17 protein-coding genes are annotated in these 17779 nt (G+C 72.8%); 4 read left to right on the forward strand and 13 right to left on the reverse strand.

Going from position 1 to position 17779, the window contains the following annotated elements:
- Positions 1-12: 12 nt before the first annotated feature.
- Genes B0I33_RS16675 through B0I33_RS16690 form a run of 4 tightly spaced genes read right to left on the reverse strand, consistent with a single transcriptional unit; the run spans position 13 to position 4310 of the window.
- Complete coding sequence (locus B0I33_RS16675; RefSeq protein ID WP_106179697.1) at positions 13-783, reverse strand: 3-oxoacyl-ACP reductase; 771 nt, start codon at positions 781-783, stop codon at positions 13-15.
- Positions 780-2171 (reverse strand): aldehyde dehydrogenase family protein, encoded by a 1392-nt coding sequence (locus B0I33_RS16680; RefSeq protein WP_106179698.1) that lies wholly within the window; start codon positions 2169-2171, stop codon positions 780-782. Before B0I33_RS16680 ends, B0I33_RS16675 begins: the two co-directional genes overlap by 4 nt.
- On the reverse strand, positions 2168-2929 hold the full coding sequence (locus tag B0I33_RS16685) for a gamma-glutamyl-gamma-aminobutyrate hydrolase family protein (RefSeq protein ID WP_106179838.1): 762 nt from the start codon (positions 2927-2929) through the stop codon (positions 2168-2170). Before B0I33_RS16685 ends, B0I33_RS16680 begins: the two co-directional genes overlap by 4 nt.
- A gap of 16 nt (positions 2930-2945) precedes the next feature.
- The gene (locus B0I33_RS16690) at positions 2946-4310 is read right to left on the reverse strand and encodes a glutamine synthetase family protein (RefSeq protein ID WP_219927199.1); all 1365 of its coding nucleotides are present in this window, start codon (positions 4308-4310) and stop codon (positions 2946-2948) included.
- A 233-nt stretch (positions 4311-4543) separates the two neighbouring features.
- On the opposite strand from B0I33_RS16690, the gene eat reads away from it, so the two are divergent.
- Both eat and B0I33_RS16700 read left to right on the forward strand, forming a co-directional pair.
- The gene (gene eat, locus B0I33_RS16695; RefSeq protein ID WP_106179700.1) at positions 4544-5992 is read left to right on the forward strand and encodes an ethanolamine permease; all 1449 of its coding nucleotides are present in this window, start codon (positions 4544-4546) and stop codon (positions 5990-5992) included.
- A 50-nt stretch (positions 5993-6042) separates the two neighbouring features.
- Positions 6043-6468 (forward strand): DUF6098 family protein, encoded by a 426-nt coding sequence (locus tag B0I33_RS16700; protein ID WP_181193329.1) that lies wholly within the window; start codon positions 6043-6045, stop codon positions 6466-6468.
- Here the strand turns inward: B0I33_RS16700 and B0I33_RS16705 are convergent.
- The gene (locus tag B0I33_RS16705) at positions 6434-6937 is read right to left on the reverse strand and encodes a hypothetical protein (protein ID WP_106179701.1); all 504 of its coding nucleotides are present in this window, start codon (positions 6935-6937) and stop codon (positions 6434-6436) included. The genes B0I33_RS16700 and B0I33_RS16705 overlap by 35 nt on opposite strands.
- Before the next feature lie 28 nt (positions 6938-6965).
- Between B0I33_RS16705 and B0I33_RS16710 the strand changes: the two genes are divergently transcribed.
- Together B0I33_RS16710 and B0I33_RS16715 are read left to right on the forward strand one after the other, a co-directional pair.
- A complete protein-coding gene (locus B0I33_RS16710; protein ID WP_106179702.1) occupies positions 6966-7580 on the forward strand; it encodes a TetR/AcrR family transcriptional regulator in 615 nt (204 codons plus the stop codon).
- Positions 7564-8403 (forward strand): amidohydrolase family protein, encoded by an 840-nt coding sequence (locus B0I33_RS16715; protein WP_106179703.1) that lies wholly within the window; start codon positions 7564-7566, stop codon positions 8401-8403. Before B0I33_RS16710 ends, B0I33_RS16715 begins: the two co-directional genes overlap by 17 nt.
- A 7-nt stretch (positions 8404-8410) precedes the next feature.
- Here the strand turns inward: B0I33_RS16715 and B0I33_RS16720 are convergent, their stop codons facing one another.
- The 8 genes from B0I33_RS16720 to B0I33_RS16755 all read right to left on the reverse strand — a co-directional run bounded on the left by B0I33_RS16720 (position 8411) and on the right by B0I33_RS16755 (position 17717).
- Positions 8411-9472, reverse strand: a complete 1062-nt coding sequence (locus B0I33_RS16720; protein ID WP_106179704.1) for an NAD(P)-binding domain-containing protein — start codon at positions 9470-9472, stop codon at positions 8411-8413.
- A 61-nt stretch (positions 9473-9533) separates the two neighbouring features.
- The gene (locus B0I33_RS16725) at positions 9534-10223 is read right to left on the reverse strand and encodes an SRPBCC family protein (protein WP_106179705.1); all 690 of its coding nucleotides are present in this window, start codon (positions 10221-10223) and stop codon (positions 9534-9536) included.
- Positions 10224-10319: 96 nt separating this feature from the next.
- Positions 10320-11174, reverse strand: coding sequence for an FAD binding domain-containing protein (locus B0I33_RS16730; protein ID WP_106179706.1), 855 nt, complete (start codon positions 11172-11174; stop codon positions 10320-10322).
- Entirely contained in the window at positions 11171-13612 is a 2442-nt protein-coding gene (locus B0I33_RS16735) for a xanthine dehydrogenase family protein molybdopterin-binding subunit (protein ID WP_106179707.1), read from the reverse strand. Before B0I33_RS16735 ends, B0I33_RS16730 begins: the two co-directional genes overlap by 4 nt.
- Positions 13612-14163, reverse strand: a complete 552-nt coding sequence (locus B0I33_RS16740; protein ID WP_106179708.1) for a (2Fe-2S)-binding protein — start codon at positions 14161-14163, stop codon at positions 13612-13614. The genes B0I33_RS16735 and B0I33_RS16740 overlap by 1 nt, the downstream gene beginning before the upstream one ends.
- 341 nt (positions 14164-14504) lie before the next feature.
- Positions 14505-15629, reverse strand: a complete 1125-nt coding sequence (locus tag B0I33_RS16745; protein ID WP_106179709.1) for an XdhC family protein — start codon at positions 15627-15629, stop codon at positions 14505-14507.
- On the reverse strand, positions 15622-16740 hold the full coding sequence (locus B0I33_RS16750) for a vWA domain-containing protein (RefSeq protein ID WP_106179710.1): 1119 nt from the start codon (positions 16738-16740) through the stop codon (positions 15622-15624). Before B0I33_RS16750 ends, B0I33_RS16745 begins: the two co-directional genes overlap by 8 nt.
- A 65-nt stretch (positions 16741-16805) precedes the next feature.
- Positions 16806-17717 (reverse strand): AAA family ATPase, encoded by a 912-nt coding sequence (locus tag B0I33_RS16755; RefSeq protein ID WP_106179711.1) that lies wholly within the window; start codon positions 17715-17717, stop codon positions 16806-16808.
- Positions 17718-17779: the final 62 nt, after the last annotated feature.

A 17779-nucleotide genomic window follows, 5' to 3' on the forward strand; every position in this document is an offset into this window, starting at 1 on the left:
GCGGCCGCCCGGCTAGACCGGCGTCACGTACGCGCCGGAGATTCCTCCGTCGACCAGGAACTGCGAAGCCGTGATGAACGACGCGTCGTCACTGGCGAGGAACGCGACGGCCGCGGCGATCTCCTCCGGCTCGGCGAACCGGCCCATCGGCACGTGCACCAGGCGCCGCTGCGCGCGTTCCGGGTCCTTGGCGAACAGCTCCTGGAGGAGGGGCGTGTTCACCGGTCCGGGGCACAGCGCGTTCACCCGGATGCCGTCCCGGGCGAACTGCACGCCCAGCTCCCGGCTCATCGACAGCACGCCGCCCTTCGAGGCCGTGTAGGAGATCTGCGACGTGGCCGCGCCCATCACCGCGACGAACGACGCGGTGTTGATGATCGAGCCCTTCCCCTGCCGCCGCATGTGCGGGATCGCGTACTTGCAGCACAGGTAGACCGAGGTGAGGTTGACCTCCTGCACCCTGCGCCACGCGTCGAGCCCGGTCTCGAGGATCGAGTCGTCCTCCGGCGGGGAGATGCCCGCGTTGTTGAACGCGATGTCGAGCGAGCCGAAGCGGTCGACCGCGGTCTGGAACAGCGCCTCCACCTCGGTCTCGCTGGTCACGTCGACCTGGACGAACTCGCCGCCGACCTCCTCGGCCGCCGCCTTGCCCGCCGCGAGGTCCACGTCCCCGACGACGACCCGGGCTCCGTCGGCGGCGAGCCTGCGGGCCGAGGCCAGCCCGATGCCGCTGCCGCCGCCGGTGACCACGGCGACCCGGTCCTGCAAACGCTTGCCTGTCACTGGTTCCCCTCCCCGTGCGGGTGTTCTGTCGTGTCGATGAACACGTTCTTCGTCTCGGTGAACGACTCGGCGGCGTCCGGCCCCAGCTCGCGGCCGAGGCCGGACTGCTTGAAGCCGCCGAACGGCGTCCAGTACCGCACCGACGAGTGCGAGTTGACCGAGAGGTTGCCCGCCTCGACGCCGCGGGTGACCCGCATCGCCCGGCCCACGTCCCTGGTCCAGATCGAGCCGGAGAGCCCGTACTCGGTGTCGTTGGCCATCGCCACCGCCTCGGCCTCGTCGGCGAACGGCAGCACCGCGACCACCGGGCCGAAGATCTCCTCGGTGACCAGCGGGTCGTCGGGCGAGGCCGGGGTGACGACGGTGGGCGGGAACCAGAAGCCGGCGCCCTCGGGGGCGCTGCCGCGGAACGCGACCGGGGCACCGTCGCCGACGTAGGAGGCGACCTTCTCCCGGTGGGCGGCCGAGATGAGCGGGCCCATCTCGGTGCCCTCGGTGCCCGGGTCGCCGACCACCACGCCGCGCACGGCGGGCTCCAGCAGTGCGAGGAACCGGTCGTAGACCGAGGCCTGCACGAGGATGCGGGAGCGTGCGCAGCAGTCCTGGCCCGCGTTGTCGAACACGCCGTAGGGCGCGGTGGCGGCGGCGCGCTCCAGATCGGCGTCGGCGAAGACGATGTTGGCGTTCTTGCCGCCCAGTTCGAGCGTCACGCGCTTCACGCGCTCCGCGCAGCCGGCCATGATCCGCCTGCCGACCTCAGTGGAGCCGGTGAACACCACCTTCCGGACGAGCTCGTGCGTGACGAACCGCTCGCCGACCACCGAGCCCCTGCCGGGCAGCACCTGGAAGACGTCCTCGGGGATGCCCGCCTCGCGGGCCAGCTCCGCGAGGCGCAGCGCGGTGAGCGGGGTCAGCTCGGCCGGTTTGAGGACGACGGCGTTGCCCGCGGCGAGCGCGGGCGCGAACCCCCACGCCGCGATGGGCATGGGAAAGTTCCACGGCACGATGATCCCGACCACGCCCAGCGGCTCGCAGAAGGTGACGTTGACGCCTCCGGGCACGGGGATCTGCTTGCCGGTCAGCCGCTCCGGCGCCGCGGCGTAGTAGTGCAGCACGTCCCGGACGTTGGCCGCCTCGCCGCGGGCGTTGCCGATCGTGTGCCCGGAGTTGGTGACCTCCAGCCGGGCGAGGTTCTCCAGGTCGGCGTCGACCGCGTCGGCGAACCGGCGCAGCAGCCGGGCCCGGTCGCCGGGCGCCACCGCACGCCACCCGGGCAGTGCCGCGTGCGCCCGCGCGATGGCGGCGTCGGTCTCCTCCGCCGAGGTGAGCGGGACGGAGCGGACCACCTCCTCGGTGGCCGGATTGATCACGTCGACGGTGCCTGTCATCGGTTCGCCTTCTCCGCCTTTCTCGCGTGCTCGCCTGCCTCGACCAGTGCGGCGAACAGCCGCACGTCCTGGAGGTCCTGCTCGGGGTGCCACTGCACGCCGAGCACGAAGTGTTCGCCGGGCAGCTCGACGGCCTCGACGGTGCCGTCGCGGGCCCAGCCCACGGCACGCAGCCCGGCGCCGAGCCGCTCGACGGCCTGGTGGTGGTAGCACTGGCACGCGGCCTCGGGGCCGAGGATGCGCGCCGCCCTGCTGCCCTCGGCCAGGGTCACCACCGTCGAGCCGTACCTGCCGGGCGCGGGCTGGTGCTCGGTGGTGCCGGTGACCTCGGGCAGGTGCTGGGTGAGCGTGCCGCCGAGCGCGACGTTGAGCACCTCCATCCCCCGGCACACGCCGAGCACCGGCAGCCCGCGCGCCAGCGCCGCGTGCAGCAGGGCGAACTCGTACGCGTCGCGTTCCGGCCTGGCGACCGTGCGCGGATGCGGGTCGCGGCCGTAGCGGGCCGGCTGCACGTCGGCGCCGCCCGCGAGCACGAGCCCGTCCACCGCGGCCAGCGCGCCGGTGTCCTCCCCGACCGAGGGCAGCAGCACGGGAACGCCGCCAGCGAGCACGACCGCGTCCACATAGGACCTGGGCAGCAGCGCCGCGGCCGTGTCCCACACTCCCCAGCGGGCCCGCTCGACGTAGGTGGAGATGCCGATGACGGGCCTGCCGGCTCGTGAGTGAAAAACGTGGTTAGAACGACGGTTCTCACTCACGAGGCCGCCGGGGTGCTCACAGTCGTTCGAAGCCACGGACCCGTTCCCAGTCGGTCACCGCCGCGTCGAAGGCGGCCTGCTCGATCCGCGCGGCGTTGAGGTAGTGCTCCACCACGTCGTCGCCGAACGCCGCGCGGGCGAGCTTGCTCTCGCCGAGCAGCCGCGCCGCGTCCCGCAGCGTGGCGGGCACGGTGGGCTTGTCGGACTTGTAGGCGTTGCCGGACAGCTCGGGCTCCAGCGGCAGCTCGTTCTCGATGCCGTGCAGCCCGGCGGCGACGAGCGCGGCGACCGCGAGGTACGGGTTGACGTCCCCGCCCGGCACCCGGTTCTCCACCCGCAGCGAGTCGCCGTGGCCGACCACGCGCAGCGCGCACGTGCGGTTGTCGGTGCCCCACGCGACCGCCGTCGGCGCGAAGCTGCCCGGCACGTACCGCTTGTAGGAGTTGATGTTCGGCGCGAACAGGTAGGTGAACTCGCGCAGGCAGGCGAGCTGCCCGGCGAGGAAGTGCTCCATCAGTTTCGAGAAACCGCCGGGCCCGTCCCCGGCGAGCACCGGCTCGCCCTCGGTGGAGCGGAGGCTGATGTGGATGTGGCAGGAGTTTCCCTCGCGCTCGTTGTACTTCGCCATGAACGTGAGGCTCTTGCCTTCCTGCGCGGCGATCTCCTTCGCCCCGGTCTTGTAGATGCTGTGGTTGTCGCACGTGGCCAGCGCCTCGGCGAAGCGGAAGGCGATCTCGTGCTGGCCCGGGTTGCACTCACCCTTCGCGGACTCCACGTACATGCCCGCGCCCGCCATCTCGTTGCGGATGCGGCGCAGCAGCGGCTCGACGCGCGCGGTGCCGAGCATGGAGTAGTCCACATTGTACTGATTCGCCGGGTCGAGGCCGCGGTAGCCGCGCCGCCAGGCGTCCTCGTAGGAGTCGTCGAACACGATGAACTCCAGCTCCGTGCCGACATAGGCGGCGAGGCCGCGCTCGGCGAGGCGGTCCAGCTGGCGGCGCAGCACCTGGCGGGGCGAGACGGACACCTCGCCGCCGGCGACCCACTCGACGTCGCACAGCACGAGCGCGGTGCCTTCGTGCCACGGGAGCAGGCGGAGCGTGCCGAGGTCGGGCCGGAGCACGCAGTCGCCGTAGCCGCGCTCCCACGACGAGATCTCGAAGCCCGCCACCGTGTTCATCTCGACGTCCACGGCGAGCAGGTAGTTGCACGCCTCGGTGGCGTGGTCGACGACCTCGTTGAGGAAGTACTCGGCGGCGCACCGCTTGCCCTGCAGCCTGCCCTGCATGTCGGTCATCGCGACCAGCACCGTGTCGACGGTGCCCGCCTCGACCAGCTCCCGGAGCCGGTCGAGCGTGAGCATGCCTCGGCTGTTCGTCATCGGGTCACCCTTCCCCGCCATCAGGCCGCCAAAGGTACACGACTAGCCCATTGGCTTTCCTTGCTACCGACCGCACCGACCACTGTCAACCCTCACACCCGGCATCGTCAGCGTCAAGATTTACCCATCGATCACACGGGACACCTTGACAAGCTCGCAGCACTGCACGACTCTCGGCACACCCAAAGGACTGGCCTAGTACCCATTGCGCCCACCAGCGACGGGAGCCGGACGTGGCAGAACACAGAGAACATGTCGAGTACAGCCAGGTCGACGACAACTACCTGCGCGAACGCCAGCTGAAACGCGGCGCCGCGGGCTGGCTGCTGCTGGCCGGCCTCGGCGTCTCCTACGTCATCTCCGGCGACTTCGCGGGCTGGAACTTCGGCCTGGACGAGGGCGGCTGGGGCGGGCTGCTGATCGCGACCGTGCTGATGGCCGTGATGTACGGCTGCATGGTGTTCGGCCTGGCGGAGATGTCGTCGGCGATGCCGGTGGCCGGCGCGGGCTACGGCTTCGCCCGGCGCGCGCTCGGCCCGCTCGGCGGCTTCGCGACCGGGGTCGCGATCCTCATCGAGTACGCCATCGCGCCCGCCGCGATCGCCATCTTCATCGGCGGCTACATCGAGACGCTCGGCCTGTTCGGGCTCACCAGCAGCTGGCCGGTCTTCCTCGCCTGTTACGTCATCTTCATCGGCATCCACCTCTACGGCGTCGGCGAGGCGCTGCGCCTGATGTTCGGCATCACGGCGGTCGCGGTGCTGGCGCTCGTCGCCTTCGTCGCCGGCATGCTCCCGAAGTTCTCCTTCGACAAGCTGTTCGACATCGTGCCCGACGAGTCCGCCGTGGGCGCCAGCGCGTTCCTGCCGTTCGGCATCACCGGCGTGCTGGCCGCGCTCGTGTACGGCATCTGGTTCTTCCTCGCCATCGAGGGCGTGCCGCTGGCCGCCGAGGAGGCGCGGGATCCGCAGAAGGACATGCCGCGCGGCATCATCGCCGGCATGGGCGCGCTGGTCGTGTTCGCCGCGCTCATCCTGCTGGTCGCGCCCGGCGCGGCGGGTTCGAGCGCCATCGCCACCTCCGACAACCCGCTGCCCGCCGCGGTGCGCGCGGCCTACGGCGGGGACAACTTCCTCGCCCAGTTCATCAACTACGTCGGGCTCGCCGGGCTCGTCGCCAGCTTCTTCTCCATCATCTACGCCTACTCGCGGCAGCTGTTCGCGCTGTCCCGTGCGGGGTACCTGCCGCGCTGGCTGTCGCGGACCGGCAACCGCAAGACGCCCTACCTCGCGCTCATCGTGCCGGGCACCGTCGGGTTCGTGCTCGCCGCCGCCACCCAGGACGGCGCGCTGCTCATCAACATCGCGGTCTTCGGCGCCACCGTGTCGTACGTGCTGCTGAACCTGTCGCACATCGTGCTGCGGGTCCGGGAGCCCGGTCTGCCGCGGCCGTACCGGACACCGGGCGGCGTGGTGACCACCGGCGTGGCACTCGTGCTCGCGATCGCGGCCGTGATCGCGACGTTCTTCGTCGACGAGGTCGCCGCGGCGATCACCGCGGCCATCTTCCTCGCCGCCATCGCCTACTTCTGGTTCTACAGCAGGCACCGGCTGGTGGCCGCGGCGCCCGAGGAGGAGTTCGCCGCGATCGCGCGGGCCGAGCACGAGCTGGAACGCGACTGAGGCACACCGGGGACGCGTTTGGCTCCGCCCCCGCGGGGCAACCGGACGGCATGGCCACGGAGATGTTCACCGTCCACACGCTCCGCGAGCTCGCGGAGCTGACCACGCTGGGGGTGGCGCCGTACCTGCGGTACTCCCCCGGGCCGGAGTCGGACGCCGGGCGGCCGAGCACCGACCACGAGAGCGGGCTCGCGCTGCCCGGCGTCTCCGTGAACCCGCTCGCGGCACCCGGGTGGTGGACGCTGCCGCTGGAGGACTGGCTGGCCCGGCGCGTGTGCCAGTACCTGCGCGAGGTCAGGGAGGGCGCGCGGCCGTGGCTGCTGTCGGGCCGGGTGGTGGACTTCGGTCCGGACAACGAGCCGCTGCTGGTGGACGTCGAGCCGGTGGCGTGGGTCGACGCGGCGCTGGTCGAACAGGCCCGGCAGCGCTACCGGGCGCGGTTCAACGTGGGCGCGCAGACCCACGAGGACCGATGAACGCCCGCAGCAGGCGGACGTAGGGCGACCACCGCGCCGGGGCGCGCACGTCACCGCGGACCGCCCGCTCGGCACGGTCGAGCGAGTCCTCGATGAGCGCGTCGTGCAGGGGACGCCACAGCAGTGGCCACGTCAGCCAGGCCGGGGTGCGCAGGCGGATCCGCAGCAGGTGCCGCAGCTCCGTCTCGTCCGGGCCGAGCGGCACGGTGCTGAACTCGTGGAAGCCGTCGAAGCCGCGCGGCGCGGTGAACCGGAACCGCACGCACCGGCCGGGGACGTACGCCCCGACGTGGTACCGCACGGGGCCGTGGCCGCCCACGGCGCCGGTCCCGAGTGCCCGGTCCAACCGCATCCGCGGCCAGTGCGCGACCGGCCAGAGCACGTCGTCCGGCCCGGCGAGGGAGTCGAGGAGCCTGCCTACCTCGGCCTCACCCGCGGGCAACCGGCGGACGTGGAGGTTGTGGACCATGCTCGTATTAGAGCATAGTCTCTAAAACATGGGCAGGCCGCCGAGACACACCGCCGACGATCTCCTCGACGCCGCCGTCCGGCTGTTCGCCGCGGGGGGCGCGCGGAACGTGACCATGTCCGCCGTCGCGCAGGAGGCCGGGGCGGCGAGCGGATCGGTGTACCACCGGTTCGCCGACCGCCCGGCGTTGCTGGCCGCCCTGTGGGTGCGCACCGTGCGGCGGTTCCAGGCGGGCTGGTTCGAGGTGCTGGCCCGGGAACCACCGCTGGAGGCCGCCGTCGCCAGCCTGGCCCACACGGTGCGCTGGTGCCGCGAGCATCCCGGCGAGGCGCAGGTGCTGTACGCGGGCAGGCGGGCGTTCGGCGACGACGAGTGGTCGGTCACCGATCGCGCCGCCGCGGAGCGGACCGACCGCGACCTCGAGGGCGCACTGCGGAACGCCCTGCGCAGGCTGCGCCCGGCCACCGGGCTCGGCCGGGACGAGCTGCTGCTCGTGCTGGTCGACCTGCCCTACGCGGCCGTGCGGCGGTACCTGACCCGGAACGCGGTCCCACCCGCACATCTGGCCGGCCTGGTCGCCCGCACCGGGCGCACGTTGCTCACCGCCGAGACCGAGGGAGACACCGATGGCAGACAACGCTGAGACCTCTGTTGCCACCGAGGGCATCGTGGACGCCTGGATGCAGCAGCCCACCGCCCGGTTCATGGACCAGCCGTGGCTGGAGACGCTGCTGCGCTGGACCGGGCTGGAACGGCGGGTGCCGCCGGTGGCGGCCACCGTCGCGGCGATGGACGAGGCGGGTGTCTCGCGCGGGCTGCTCAGCGCGTGGCACGGGCCCACCGGCTCGCTCATCTCCAACGACGAGGTGGCCGAGGTGGTGCGCGCGCACCCCGGCCGGTTCGCCGGGGTGGCCACTGTGGATCTCACCGACCCGATGGGCGCGGTGCGGGAGATCCGCCGCTGCGTGCGGGAGCTGGGCTTCGTGGCGGTGCGGGTGGTCCCGTGGCTGTGGAACCTGCCGCCGAACGACCGGCGCTACTACCCCGTCTACGTGGCCTGTGTGGAGCTGGGCGTGCCGTTCTGCACCCAGGTGGGGCACACCGGGCCGCTGTGCCCCTCGGAGCCGGGCAGGCCGATCCCCTACCTCGACGAGGTGCTGCTCGACTTCCCCGAGCTGGTGGTGGTCGGCGGGCACGTCGGGTACCCGTGGATCCACGAGGTGCTGTCGCTGGCGACCAAGTACCCCAACTTCCACGTGGACACCTCGGCGTACGTGGTGCGCAGGCTCCCGCCGGAGCTGGTGGAGTTTCTCCGCGGGCGGGGTCGCGACCGGGTGCTGTTCGGCAGCAACTACCCGATGCTCACGCCGGGCCGGTGCCTCGACGGGCTCGGCGAGCTGGGGCTGGACGACGAGGCGAGGGCGCTGTTCCTCGGGGGCAACGCGCGCCGGGTGTTCCGGCTGTGAACGCGGTTCAGCCGCCGAGGGTGGCGAGCAGCTCCCGGACGGCGGCGCGCCCGGCGCGGTTGGCGCCGATGGTGCTGGCGGAGGGGCCGTAGCCGACGAGGTGCAGCCGTGGCTCGGCGACCACCCGCGTGCCGTCGAGGCGGATGCCGCCGCCCGGCTCGCGCAGCCGCAGCGGGGCGAGGTGGTCGAGCGCGGCGCGGAACCCGGTCGCCCACAGGATCGCGTCGGCACGCTGGCGGGAGCCGTCGGCCCACTCCACGCCGTCCGGGGTGATGCGGGTGAACATCGGCTTGCGGTCGAGGATCCCGGCCGCGCGGGCACGGGCGACCTCCGGCGTGTTCAGCAGCCCGGTGGCGCCGACGACGCTGCGCGGGGGCAGGCCCGCCCGCACCCGGCGGTCCACCTCGGCCACCACCGCGCGGCCGTACTCGGGCGTGAACTCGCCGTCGCGGAACACCGGCGGCCTGCGGGTCACCCAGGTGGTCCCGGCGGCGACCTCCGCGATCTCCAGCAACAGCTGCACGGCGGACGTGCCGCCGCCGACCACGACGACGTGCTGACCGCGGAACTCCCCGGCACCCCGGTAGTCGGCCGTGTGCGGCTGGCGGCCGGTGAACGTCTCCCGGCCCGGGTAGTACGGCAGGAACGGCCGGTCCCAGGTGCCCGTGGCGTTGACGATCCCGCGCACGGCCCACGACTCGGACGGGCTCTCCACCAGGAAGCGCCCGTCCTCGGTGCGGCGCACGGCGAGCACGTCGACCGGGCGCCGGACGGGCAGGTCGAAGGTGCGCTCGTAACGGTCGAAGTACTCGGCGACGACCTCGGCCGCGGGCCTGCCGGGGTCGGCGGCACCGAGCGGCAGGCCGGGCAGGTCGTGGATGCCGTGCACCCGGCCCAGCCGCAGCGACGGCCACCGGTACTGCCAGGCGCCGCCGGGGCCCTTGGCGTGGTCGAGGACCACGAACCCGGAGCCGCCCGCCAGCCCGGCCCGGCGCAGGAACCAGGCGGCGGACAGCCCCGCCTGGCCCGCCCCGATGACGGCGACGTCGGTCTCGTGATCCGCCCGCATGCCCGGTACAACACCGCCGCCGCCCGCACCCTTCCCCGCGGCTGGACGGGGGACTCGCGGGTCAGCGGCGGCGCAGCGCGCGCACGATGGCGATCACCGCGAACAGGGCGGCGACACCGGCCAGGACGGGAGCGAGGCGTTTGGCGACGGAGGCGCCCGCGTAGTCGAACAGGTCGATGGCCTCCGCCTCGCGCGCGGGCTCGGCCGACTCGATCCTGGGTTTCTCCTCCGCGGCCGGGGGCGCCGCCGCGGCCGCTCCGGTCTCGGTGGCGGGCTTCTCGGCGGCTCCCGGGGTGGTCTCCACTCCCGCCGCGCCGAGCTCCCCGGCGAGGTTGAGGGCGAAGTTGTCGAGGATCTTGCTGCCGACCTCGGCGATCATGCCGCGGCCGAACTGCGCGGGACGGCCGGTGACGTTGAGATCGGACGCCACGGAGCCCTTGGTGGACTCGCCCTCGGCGGTCAGCGTCACGGTGACCGTGGCGGCGGCGGTGCCCGCTCCCCTGGCGTCCTTGCCGGAGGCCTTCATCACCAGCTTGCGGGCCTGCTCGTCCTTCTCCAGGAACTCGCCCGACCCCTTGTACAGCAGGGAGACGGGGCCGAGCTTGACCTTCACCGTGCCCTTGAACGTGTCACCCTCCACGGAGCTGAGGGTGGCGCCGGGCATGCACGGCGCGACGCGCTCGGGGTCGAGCAGGGCCTTCCAGACGTCGTCGATCGGTGCCGGGACGCTGAACTTGTGGTCGAGCCGCACAGGCCGACCTCCTCTCTGGCGGAACTCGGGAGCCGACGGGAGTGAAGGCCACCTTCACTGCGCTGAACGCAGTGAAGGTGGCCTTCACTGCCCGTCTCAGCCTGCCATGGCGGCCGTGATGGCGCGCCCTGTGAGCACCCGGGCCAGCTGCTGCCGGTACTCGACGTCGGCGTTGCCGTCGACGGTCGGGCTGGTGCCCTCGGCCGCGTGCTCGGCCGCCGCCCGGATCGCCTCCGGCGTGGCCTCCTGCCCGACCAGCGCCTGCTCGACGCCGCGCGCCCGTACCGGGACCGAGGCCATGTTGGTGAGCCCGACCCGCGCCTCGGCGATCCGGCCGCCCTCGGTCCGCACGGCCGCCGCGACGGCCACCATCGACCAGGCCTGCGCGACCCGGTTGAACTTCTCGTAGTGCGCGTGCCAGCCGGTGTGCTTCGGCACCCGGACCTCGACGAGGATCTCCTCCGGCGCCATCGCCGTCGTGAAGAAGTCCTGGAAGAAGTCCGCCGCGGCCACCGTGCGCCTGCCGTCCTGCCCGGCGATCACCATCTCGGCGTCCAGCGCGAGCGCCGGGGCGAGCAGGTCACCCGCCGGGTCGGCGTGCGCGAGGGAACCGCCGAAGGTGCCCCGGTGCCGCACCTGCGGGTCGGCCACCGTGTCGGTCGCCTTGACCAGCAGCAGCGCGTGCTCGGCGAGGAGCGGGTCGCGCTGCACGTCGTAGTGCGTGGTCATGGCCCCGATGACGAGCGCGTCGCCGTCGTCGCGGACCCCGCGCAGCTCGGGGATCCGGCCGAGGTCGACGACCGTGGTCGGCGCGGCGAGCCGCATGCGGAGCACCGGCAGCAGGCTCTGCCCGCCGGCGATGACCTTGGCGTCCTCGCCCGCCTCGGCGAGCGCCCGCACCGCGTCGTCCACACTGGACGGCGCAACGTAGTCGAACGGGGCGGGAATCACCGCGCACCTCCCTGTGTGGAGTCGATCGAGCCGAGGCCGCCACCGGCTTCGGCTCCCGGACCACCGGCCGCGGACCGGCCGGTGCGGATGGCCTGCCACACCCGCATCGGGGTGAGCGGCATCTCGATGTCGTCGACCCCGAGGTGCCGCACCGCGTCGACCACCGCGTTCACCACGGCGGGCGTCGACGCGATCGTCCCCGCCTCGCCGACGCCCTTGACGCCGAGCGGGTTGGTGGTGGACCGCGTCTCGGTGCGGTCGGTGGTGAACGAGGGCAGGTCGGCGGCCGACGGCAGCAGGTAGTCGGCGAACGTGCCGCTGGTGAGGGTGCCGAACTCGTCGAAGACGGCCTCCTCGTACAGCGCCTGCGCGATGCCCTGGGCCAGGCCGCCGTGGATCTGGCCCTCCACGATCAGCGGGTTGACCACCGCGCCGACGTCGTCCACGCAGACGTACGAGCGCAGGTGCACCCTGCCGGTCTCGGTGTCGACCTCGGCCGCGCACAGGTGGGTGCCGTGCGGGAAGGAGAAGTTCTCCGGGTCGTACACCGCCTCGGAGTCCAGCGACGGCTCCATGCCCTCGGGCAGGTCGTGCGCCATGAACGCGGCGAACGCGACGTCCTGGATACCGGTCGACTTGTCGGTGCCGCGCACGGTGAACCTGCCGTTGGCGAACTCGAGGTCGTCCTCCGCGCACTCCATCATGTGCGCGGCGAGCGGTTTGGCCTTGGCGATGACCTTCTCGGCCGCCTTAACCACCGCGATGCCGCCGACCGCCAGCGACCGGGAGCCGTAGGTGTCGAGGCCCTTGTGCGACGACTGCGTGTCGCCGTGCAGCACCTCGACGTCGTCGAACGGCACGCCGAGCTGGTCGGCGACGATCTGGCTCCACGCCGTCTCGTGGCCCTGGCCGTGCGCGGACGATCCGGTGACGACCTCCACCTTGCCGGTGGGCAGCATGCGGATCGCCGCGTGTTCCCAGCCGCCCGCGCCGTAGTCGAGGGAGCCGAGCACCCGCGACGGCGCGAGACCGCACATCTCGGTGAACGTGGAGATGCCGATGCCGAGCTGCACCGTGTCGCCCCGCTCGCGCCGCTCCCGCTGCTCGCGGCGCAGCCCCTCGTAGTCGAACAGCTGCATGGCCCGCTCGGTGGCGGCCTCGTAGTTGCCCGAGTCGTAGGTGAGCGTGGAGACGGTGGTGTACGGGAACTCGTCGTGCTTGATCCAGTTCTTCTCGCGCAGCTCCATCGGGTCCATGCCGAGCTCGGCGGCGAGCTCGTCCATCATCCGCTCGATGCCGAAGGTCGCCTCCGGCCTGCCCGCGCCGCGGTAGGCGTCGGTGAGCGTGGTGTTGGTGAACACGTTGGTGCACGCGAAGTGGTACGCCGGGATCTTGTAGATGGCGTTGAACATGAACGCGCCGAGGATCGGCACGCCGGGGCCGACGAGTCCCAGGTAGGCGCCCATGTCGGCGAGCAGCTCCACCTTCAGCCCGGTGACCGTGCCGTCGCGCCTGGCCGCGATCGTGAGGTCCTGGATCTGGTCGCGGCCGTGGTGCGCGGCGACCATCGTCTCCGACCGCGACTCGGTCCACTTCACCGGCTTGCCGAGCTTCCGCGCGACGAGCAGTGCCATGATCTCCTCGGGCAGCACGGCGATCTTGCCGCCGAAGCCGCCGCCGACGTCCGGCGCGATCACCCGCAGCTTGTGCTCGGGGATGCCGAGCGTCAGCGCCGCCATCGTCTTGAGGATGTGCGGCACCTGGGTGGCCGACCACATGGTCAGCTGCGCGGCCGTCGGGTCCACCACGCACGAGCGGGGCTCCATGAACGCGGGTACCAGGCGCTGCTGGCGGAACCGGCGCTTGACGACGACCTCGGCCTCGGCGATCGCCTGCTCGACGTCGCCGCCCGAGCCCGCCTCCCCGGAGTCGAACTTCCAGACCGCGTTCCGGTTGGTGCCCAGGTCCTCGTGCACGAGCGGGGCGCCCTCGGCGAGCGCGTTCTCCAGCCCGAGCACGACGGGCAGGTCCTCGTACTCGACGTCGATCGAGGCGAGCGCGTCCTCGGCCTCGGCGGCACTGCGCGCCACCACCACGGCCACACCCTCGCCGGCGAAGTTGACCTCTCCCTGCGCGAGCACCGGCCGCCGGGGGGAGGCCATGTCCGGGGTGATCGGCCACGCGCACGGCATGCCGATCGAGCCCTCGGGGTCGAGGTCGTCGGCCGTGTAGACGGCCAGCACGCCGGGCATCTCCTTGGCCGCGGAGGTGTCGATGCTGACGATCTTCGCGTGGGCCTCGGTGCTGCGCAGCACCGCGAGGTGCACGAGCCCGGGCAGGGTGAAGTTGTCGGTCCACCGGGTGCGGCCGGTGATGAGCCGGGCGTCCTCCTTGCGGAGCCGGGCCCGCCCGACCTCGGGTTCGAGGGTGGAGGTCATCACTCACCACCCCCGCCGACGCTCGACGCCGCGCGGCCGGCCGCCGACTGGTCGCCACCGGCGACCCGCTCGGCCTCCGGGCCCGCGCCGGGACGCATGTGGTGCGCCGCGTCCTGCACGGCGCGGATGATGTTCTGGTAACCCGTGCAGCGGCACAGGTTGCCCTCGATGCCCTCGCGGACGGCCTGCTCGTCCGGGTCGGGGTTGTCGGCGAGCAGGTCGATCGACTGCATGATCATGCCGGGAGTGCAGAACCCGCACTGCAGGGCGTGGTTGTCGTGGAACGCCTGCTGCACCGGATGGAGCGTGCCGTCGCGGGCGAGACCCTCGACCGTGGTGACCTCGCAGCCGTCGGCCTGCACGGCGAGCACGGAGCACGACTTCACGCTGTGCCCGTCGAGATGGACGGTGCAGGCACCGCAGTTGCTGGTGTCGCAGCCGACCACCGTGCCGACCTTGCCGAGTTGCTCGCGCAGGTAGTGCACGAGCAACGTGCGGGGCTCGACATCGTCGGTGTAGCGGGTTCCGTCAACGGTGACGGTGATGCGCATGGGGCCTCCTGTGGTGGCACGGCCCGCCGCGCGAGCGGGCCGAGGGGAACGGCCTTGGCCGACCACCGCGCAGGTGATCGGCCTCACAGAAAGCCTGCTACTTCTGTCCCCCGGGGACAACCCCCCGGCTGGAGAGGTCGCCCGCGATGATCAGCAGACGCGGCGCCGATCGGGGGTTTCGCCCGCGGATGCGGACGATGATCGCCCGATCGATACCATCTTCTCAGCTTCGCGCGACGATCATGTCAAACATCACCACGGCACCGCGCCGAGCGGTGAATGGCCCATTCCCCGCGCTGGGCGCCAGGAATGTGCCATTCACCGCGTTCACCACCCGCCGGTCAGCGGTCCTCCTCGCCGTGGATGCGGCCGTCGAGATCGGTCAGCCGCCGCCCGCCGCCACCCCAGCGCAGCGCGATGATCTCCGCGGCGATCGAGACGGCGGTCTCCTCCGGGGTGCGCGCGCCGAGGTCGAGCCCGATGGGCGAGGCGAGCCGCTTGAGCTCCGCGTCGGTGAGACCCGCCTCCCGCAGCCGGGCGATGCGGTCGTCGTGCGTGCGCCGCGAGCCCATCGCCCCGACGTAGCCGACGTCGAGCCGCAGCGCGACCTCCAGCAGGGGCACGTCGAACTTCGGGTCGTGGGTCAGCACGGTGACGACCGTGCGCCCGTCGATCCGGCCCGCGTCGGCCTGCGCGCTGAGGTAGCGGTGCGGCCAGTCCACGACGACCTCGTCCGCCTCGGGGAACCGGCTCCTGGTGGCGAACACCGGCCGCGCGTCGCAGACGGTCACCTCGTAGCCGAGGTAGGCACCCATCCGCGCCATGGCGGCGGCGAAGTCGATCGCGCCGAAGACGAGCATCCTCGGCGGTGGCTCGAAGGTGTTGACGAACACCGCCATGCCCTCGCCGCGCCGCTGCCCGTCCGGGCCGTAGTGCAGGGTGCCCGACCGGCCGGTGGCGAGCAGGCCGCGCGCGTCGTCGAGGACGGCGTCGTCGATCCTGGCGGAGCCGAGCGTGCCGGTCGCCCGCTCCGGCCAGACGATCATCCGCCTGCCCAGCAGGCCGGCGTCGGTGTGCTCGACGGTCGTCACGACGGCCACCGGCCGCTGCGCGCGGACGGACTCCACCACCTCGCCCAGTTCCGGCATCGACTCGCGGCTCACCGGCTCGACGAAGATGTCGATGATGCCGCCGCAGGTCAGGCCGACCGCGAACGCGTCGTCGTCGCTGACCCCGTAGCGCTGCAGCACCGGGACACCGTCGTCCATCACCTGCCGGGCCAGCTCGTACACGGCGCCCTCGACGCAGCCGCCGGACACGCTGCCGACCACCTCGCCGTCGGCGCCGACCAGCATCGCGGCACCCGGTGCGCGGGGCGCCGAGGAGAACGTCGCCACCACGGTGCCCACACCCACGGTCTCCCCCGCCGCCCAGCGGCGGTGCAACTCGTCCAGCACGTCATGCATCTCGGATCTCCACGAGCAGTCGTTCCAACGTGGCCAGGCTGTGCCCGGCCAGCAACCGATCCAGGTGCGGGAGCGCGGCGGCGATGCCGGACTGCACGGGAGCGTAACCGGCCCGGCCCGCGTGCGGGTTCACCCACAGGACCCGGTGCGCGAGCCGCCGCAACCGGGCCGCCTGCTCCCCGAGCAGGCTCGCGTCCCCGCGTTCCCAGCCGTCGGAGAACACCACGACCACCGCGCGCCGCGCCATCCCCCGCTGGCCCCACCGGTCGAGGAACGCGCGCAGGTTCTCCCCCAGCCGGGTGCCGCCCGCGAAGTCGGGCACGGCGTGGCCCGCGGCGAGCATCGCGCGCTCCGGGTCGCGCTGGCGCAGCTGCCGGGAGACCCGGGTGAGCCGGGTGCCCAGCGTGAACGTCTCGACGCTCGCGGGCGCGGCCCGGGTGACGACGTGCGCGAACCGCAGCAGCGAGTCGGCGTAGGGGTTCATCGAGCCGGAGACGTCGACCAGCAGCACGAGTCGCCGGGTGCGGGGACCGTGCCGGGAGTAGGCCAGGCGGCCGGGCTCGCCGCCGCGCGCCAGCATGGCGCGCAGGGTGCGGCCGGGGTCGAGCCTGCCCCGCCGTGCCTGCCGGTACCGCAGCGACGAGCGCGTGGACAGCCGCGGCCGGAGCCGCTCGAACAGCTCCCGCAGGTGCCTGCGCTCCGCCGGGCTGAGCTCGCCGAGGTCGCGGTCGCGCAGCACCTCGGTGTCGCTGGCGGCGACGCTGAGCTGCTCCCCGTCGCTGTCGGCGGCGCCCTCGCCCTCGTGCTGGGCCACGAGCGCGGCGAGCTTCGGCGGCTGCGGGCGTTGCGCGGTGGAACGGCTGCGGCGCGGCGGGTCGGCGTCGAACCACGCGGCGAAGGCCTGGTCGTAGCGGGGCAGATCGTCGGGATCGGCGCACAGGGTGAGCCGGCCCGCCCAGTAGAGCTGGGCCGGGTCGGCGACGTCGAGGCGCTCGACGGCGGCGAGGTAGGCCTGCACGCGGTGGGCGTCACAGGCCAGCCCGGCCTCCCGCAGGGCCGTCGCGAAACCGACGAGACCCGGCAGCGGATCCGTGGTGGCCGAGGGCGTCATCCCTCCATTGTGCGCCGGGTCGCGGGCGGGTGACGGGACGAGAACCGCGGTTCCCGCACGGGTGCTCAGCCGAGCAGGGTGTCGAGACGGGCGCGGACGCGGTCGAGGTCCTCGCTGTACTTCAGCACCGCACCGAGGGTGGCCGCGGCGGCCGCGGCGTCGAGCTCGGCACGGTCCAGTGCCGCGAGGGCCCGCGCCCAGTCGAGGGCCTCCGCGACGCCGGGCGGCTTGAGCAGCTCCATCCCGCGCAGCCGGTGCACGGCCTCCGCGACCTGCCCGGCCAGCCGTTCCCCGATGCCGGGCAGGCGGCTGCGCAGGATCGCGATCTCCCGCTCGACCGACGGGTGTTCCAGCCAGTGGTACAGGCACCGGCGCTTGAGCGCGTCGTGCACCTCCCTGGTGCGGTTGGACGTGAGGATCACCAGCGGCGGGACCTCGGCACGCACCTCGCCGTACTCGGGGATGCTCACCGCGTTCTCGCTGAGCAGCTCCAGCAGGAACGCCTCGAACTCGTCGTCGGCGCGGTCGATCTCGTCCACCAGCAGCACGCACGGCGCGGAGGTCAGCGCCCGCAGCAGCGGCCGCGCCAGCAGGAACCGCTCCGTGTAGAGCGACTGCTCGGCCGTGTCGACGTCCAGGTGCCCGCCCTCGGCGGCCTCGAGCGCGCGCAGGTGCAGCAGCTGGCGGGGAAAGTCCCACTCGTAGAGGGCCTGCGCGGCGTCGATGCCCTCGTGACACTGCAACCGGATCAGCGGCAGCCCGAGCCCGTCGGCGAGCGCCACCGCGAGCGACGTCTTGCCGGTGCCGGGCTCCCCCTCGCAGAACAGCGGCTTGCGCATGCGGATCGCCAGGTAGGCGGCGGTGGCCACCCCCTCGTCGGCGAGGTAGCCGATGCCTTCCAGGACGTGGGCGAGCTTCTCGGGCGAACCCGCCGGCTCCGTCGTCGTGTCCGTCGTGTCCGTCGTGTCGCCTGTCACGACTGCCAGCGTAAAGGCTCGCCGCCGGGGCGGCCCCCGTCACCATGTGCCCGAAGGTGCCC

Origin of the sequence: Prauserella shujinwangii (assembly GCF_003001955.1) — a bacterium.
Lineage (GTDB): Bacteria > Actinomycetota > Actinomycetes > Mycobacteriales > Pseudonocardiaceae > Qaidamihabitans > Qaidamihabitans shujinwangii.

What these genes read in the sequence shown, in the direction of transcription:
- B0I33_RS16680 (WP_106179698.1), bottom strand. Translation starts at nt 2,171, where the DNA reads ATGACAGGCACCGTCGACGTGATCAATCCGGCCACCGAGGAGGTGGTC.
- B0I33_RS16700 (WP_181193329.1), top strand. Translation starts at nt 6,043, where the DNA reads ATGGCCACGGAGATGTTCACCGTCCACACGCTCCGCGAGCTCGCGGAG.
- B0I33_RS16720 (WP_106179704.1), bottom strand. Translation starts at nt 9,472, where the DNA reads ATGCGGGCGGATCACGAGACCGACGTCGCCGTCATCGGGGCGGGCCAG.
- B0I33_RS16735 (WP_106179707.1), bottom strand. Translation starts at nt 13,612, where the DNA reads ATGACCTCCACCCTCGAACCCGAGGTCGGGCGGGCCCGGCTCCGCAAG.
- B0I33_RS16715 (WP_106179703.1), top strand. Translation starts at nt 7,564, where the DNA reads ATGGCAGACAACGCTGAGACCTCTGTTGCCACCGAGGGCATCGTGGAC.
- B0I33_RS16710 (WP_106179702.1), top strand. Translation starts at nt 6,966, where the DNA reads ATGGGCAGGCCGCCGAGACACACCGCCGACGATCTCCTCGACGCCGCC.
- B0I33_RS16750 (WP_106179710.1), bottom strand. Translation starts at nt 16,740, where the DNA reads ATGACGCCCTCGGCCACCACGGATCCGCTGCCGGGTCTCGTCGGTTTC.
- B0I33_RS16690 (WP_219927199.1), bottom strand. Translation starts at nt 4,310, where the DNA reads ATGACGAACAGCCGAGGCATGCTCACGCTCGACCGGCTCCGGGAGCTG.
- B0I33_RS16740 (WP_106179708.1), bottom strand. Translation starts at nt 14,163, where the DNA reads ATGCGCATCACCGTCACCGTTGACGGAACCCGCTACACCGACGATGTC.
- B0I33_RS16745 (WP_106179709.1), bottom strand. Translation starts at nt 15,629, where the DNA reads ATGCATGACGTGCTGGACGAGTTGCACCGCCGCTGGGCGGCGGGGGAG.
- B0I33_RS16705 (WP_106179701.1), bottom strand. Translation starts at nt 6,937, where the DNA reads ATGGTCCACAACCTCCACGTCCGCCGGTTGCCCGCGGGTGAGGCCGAG.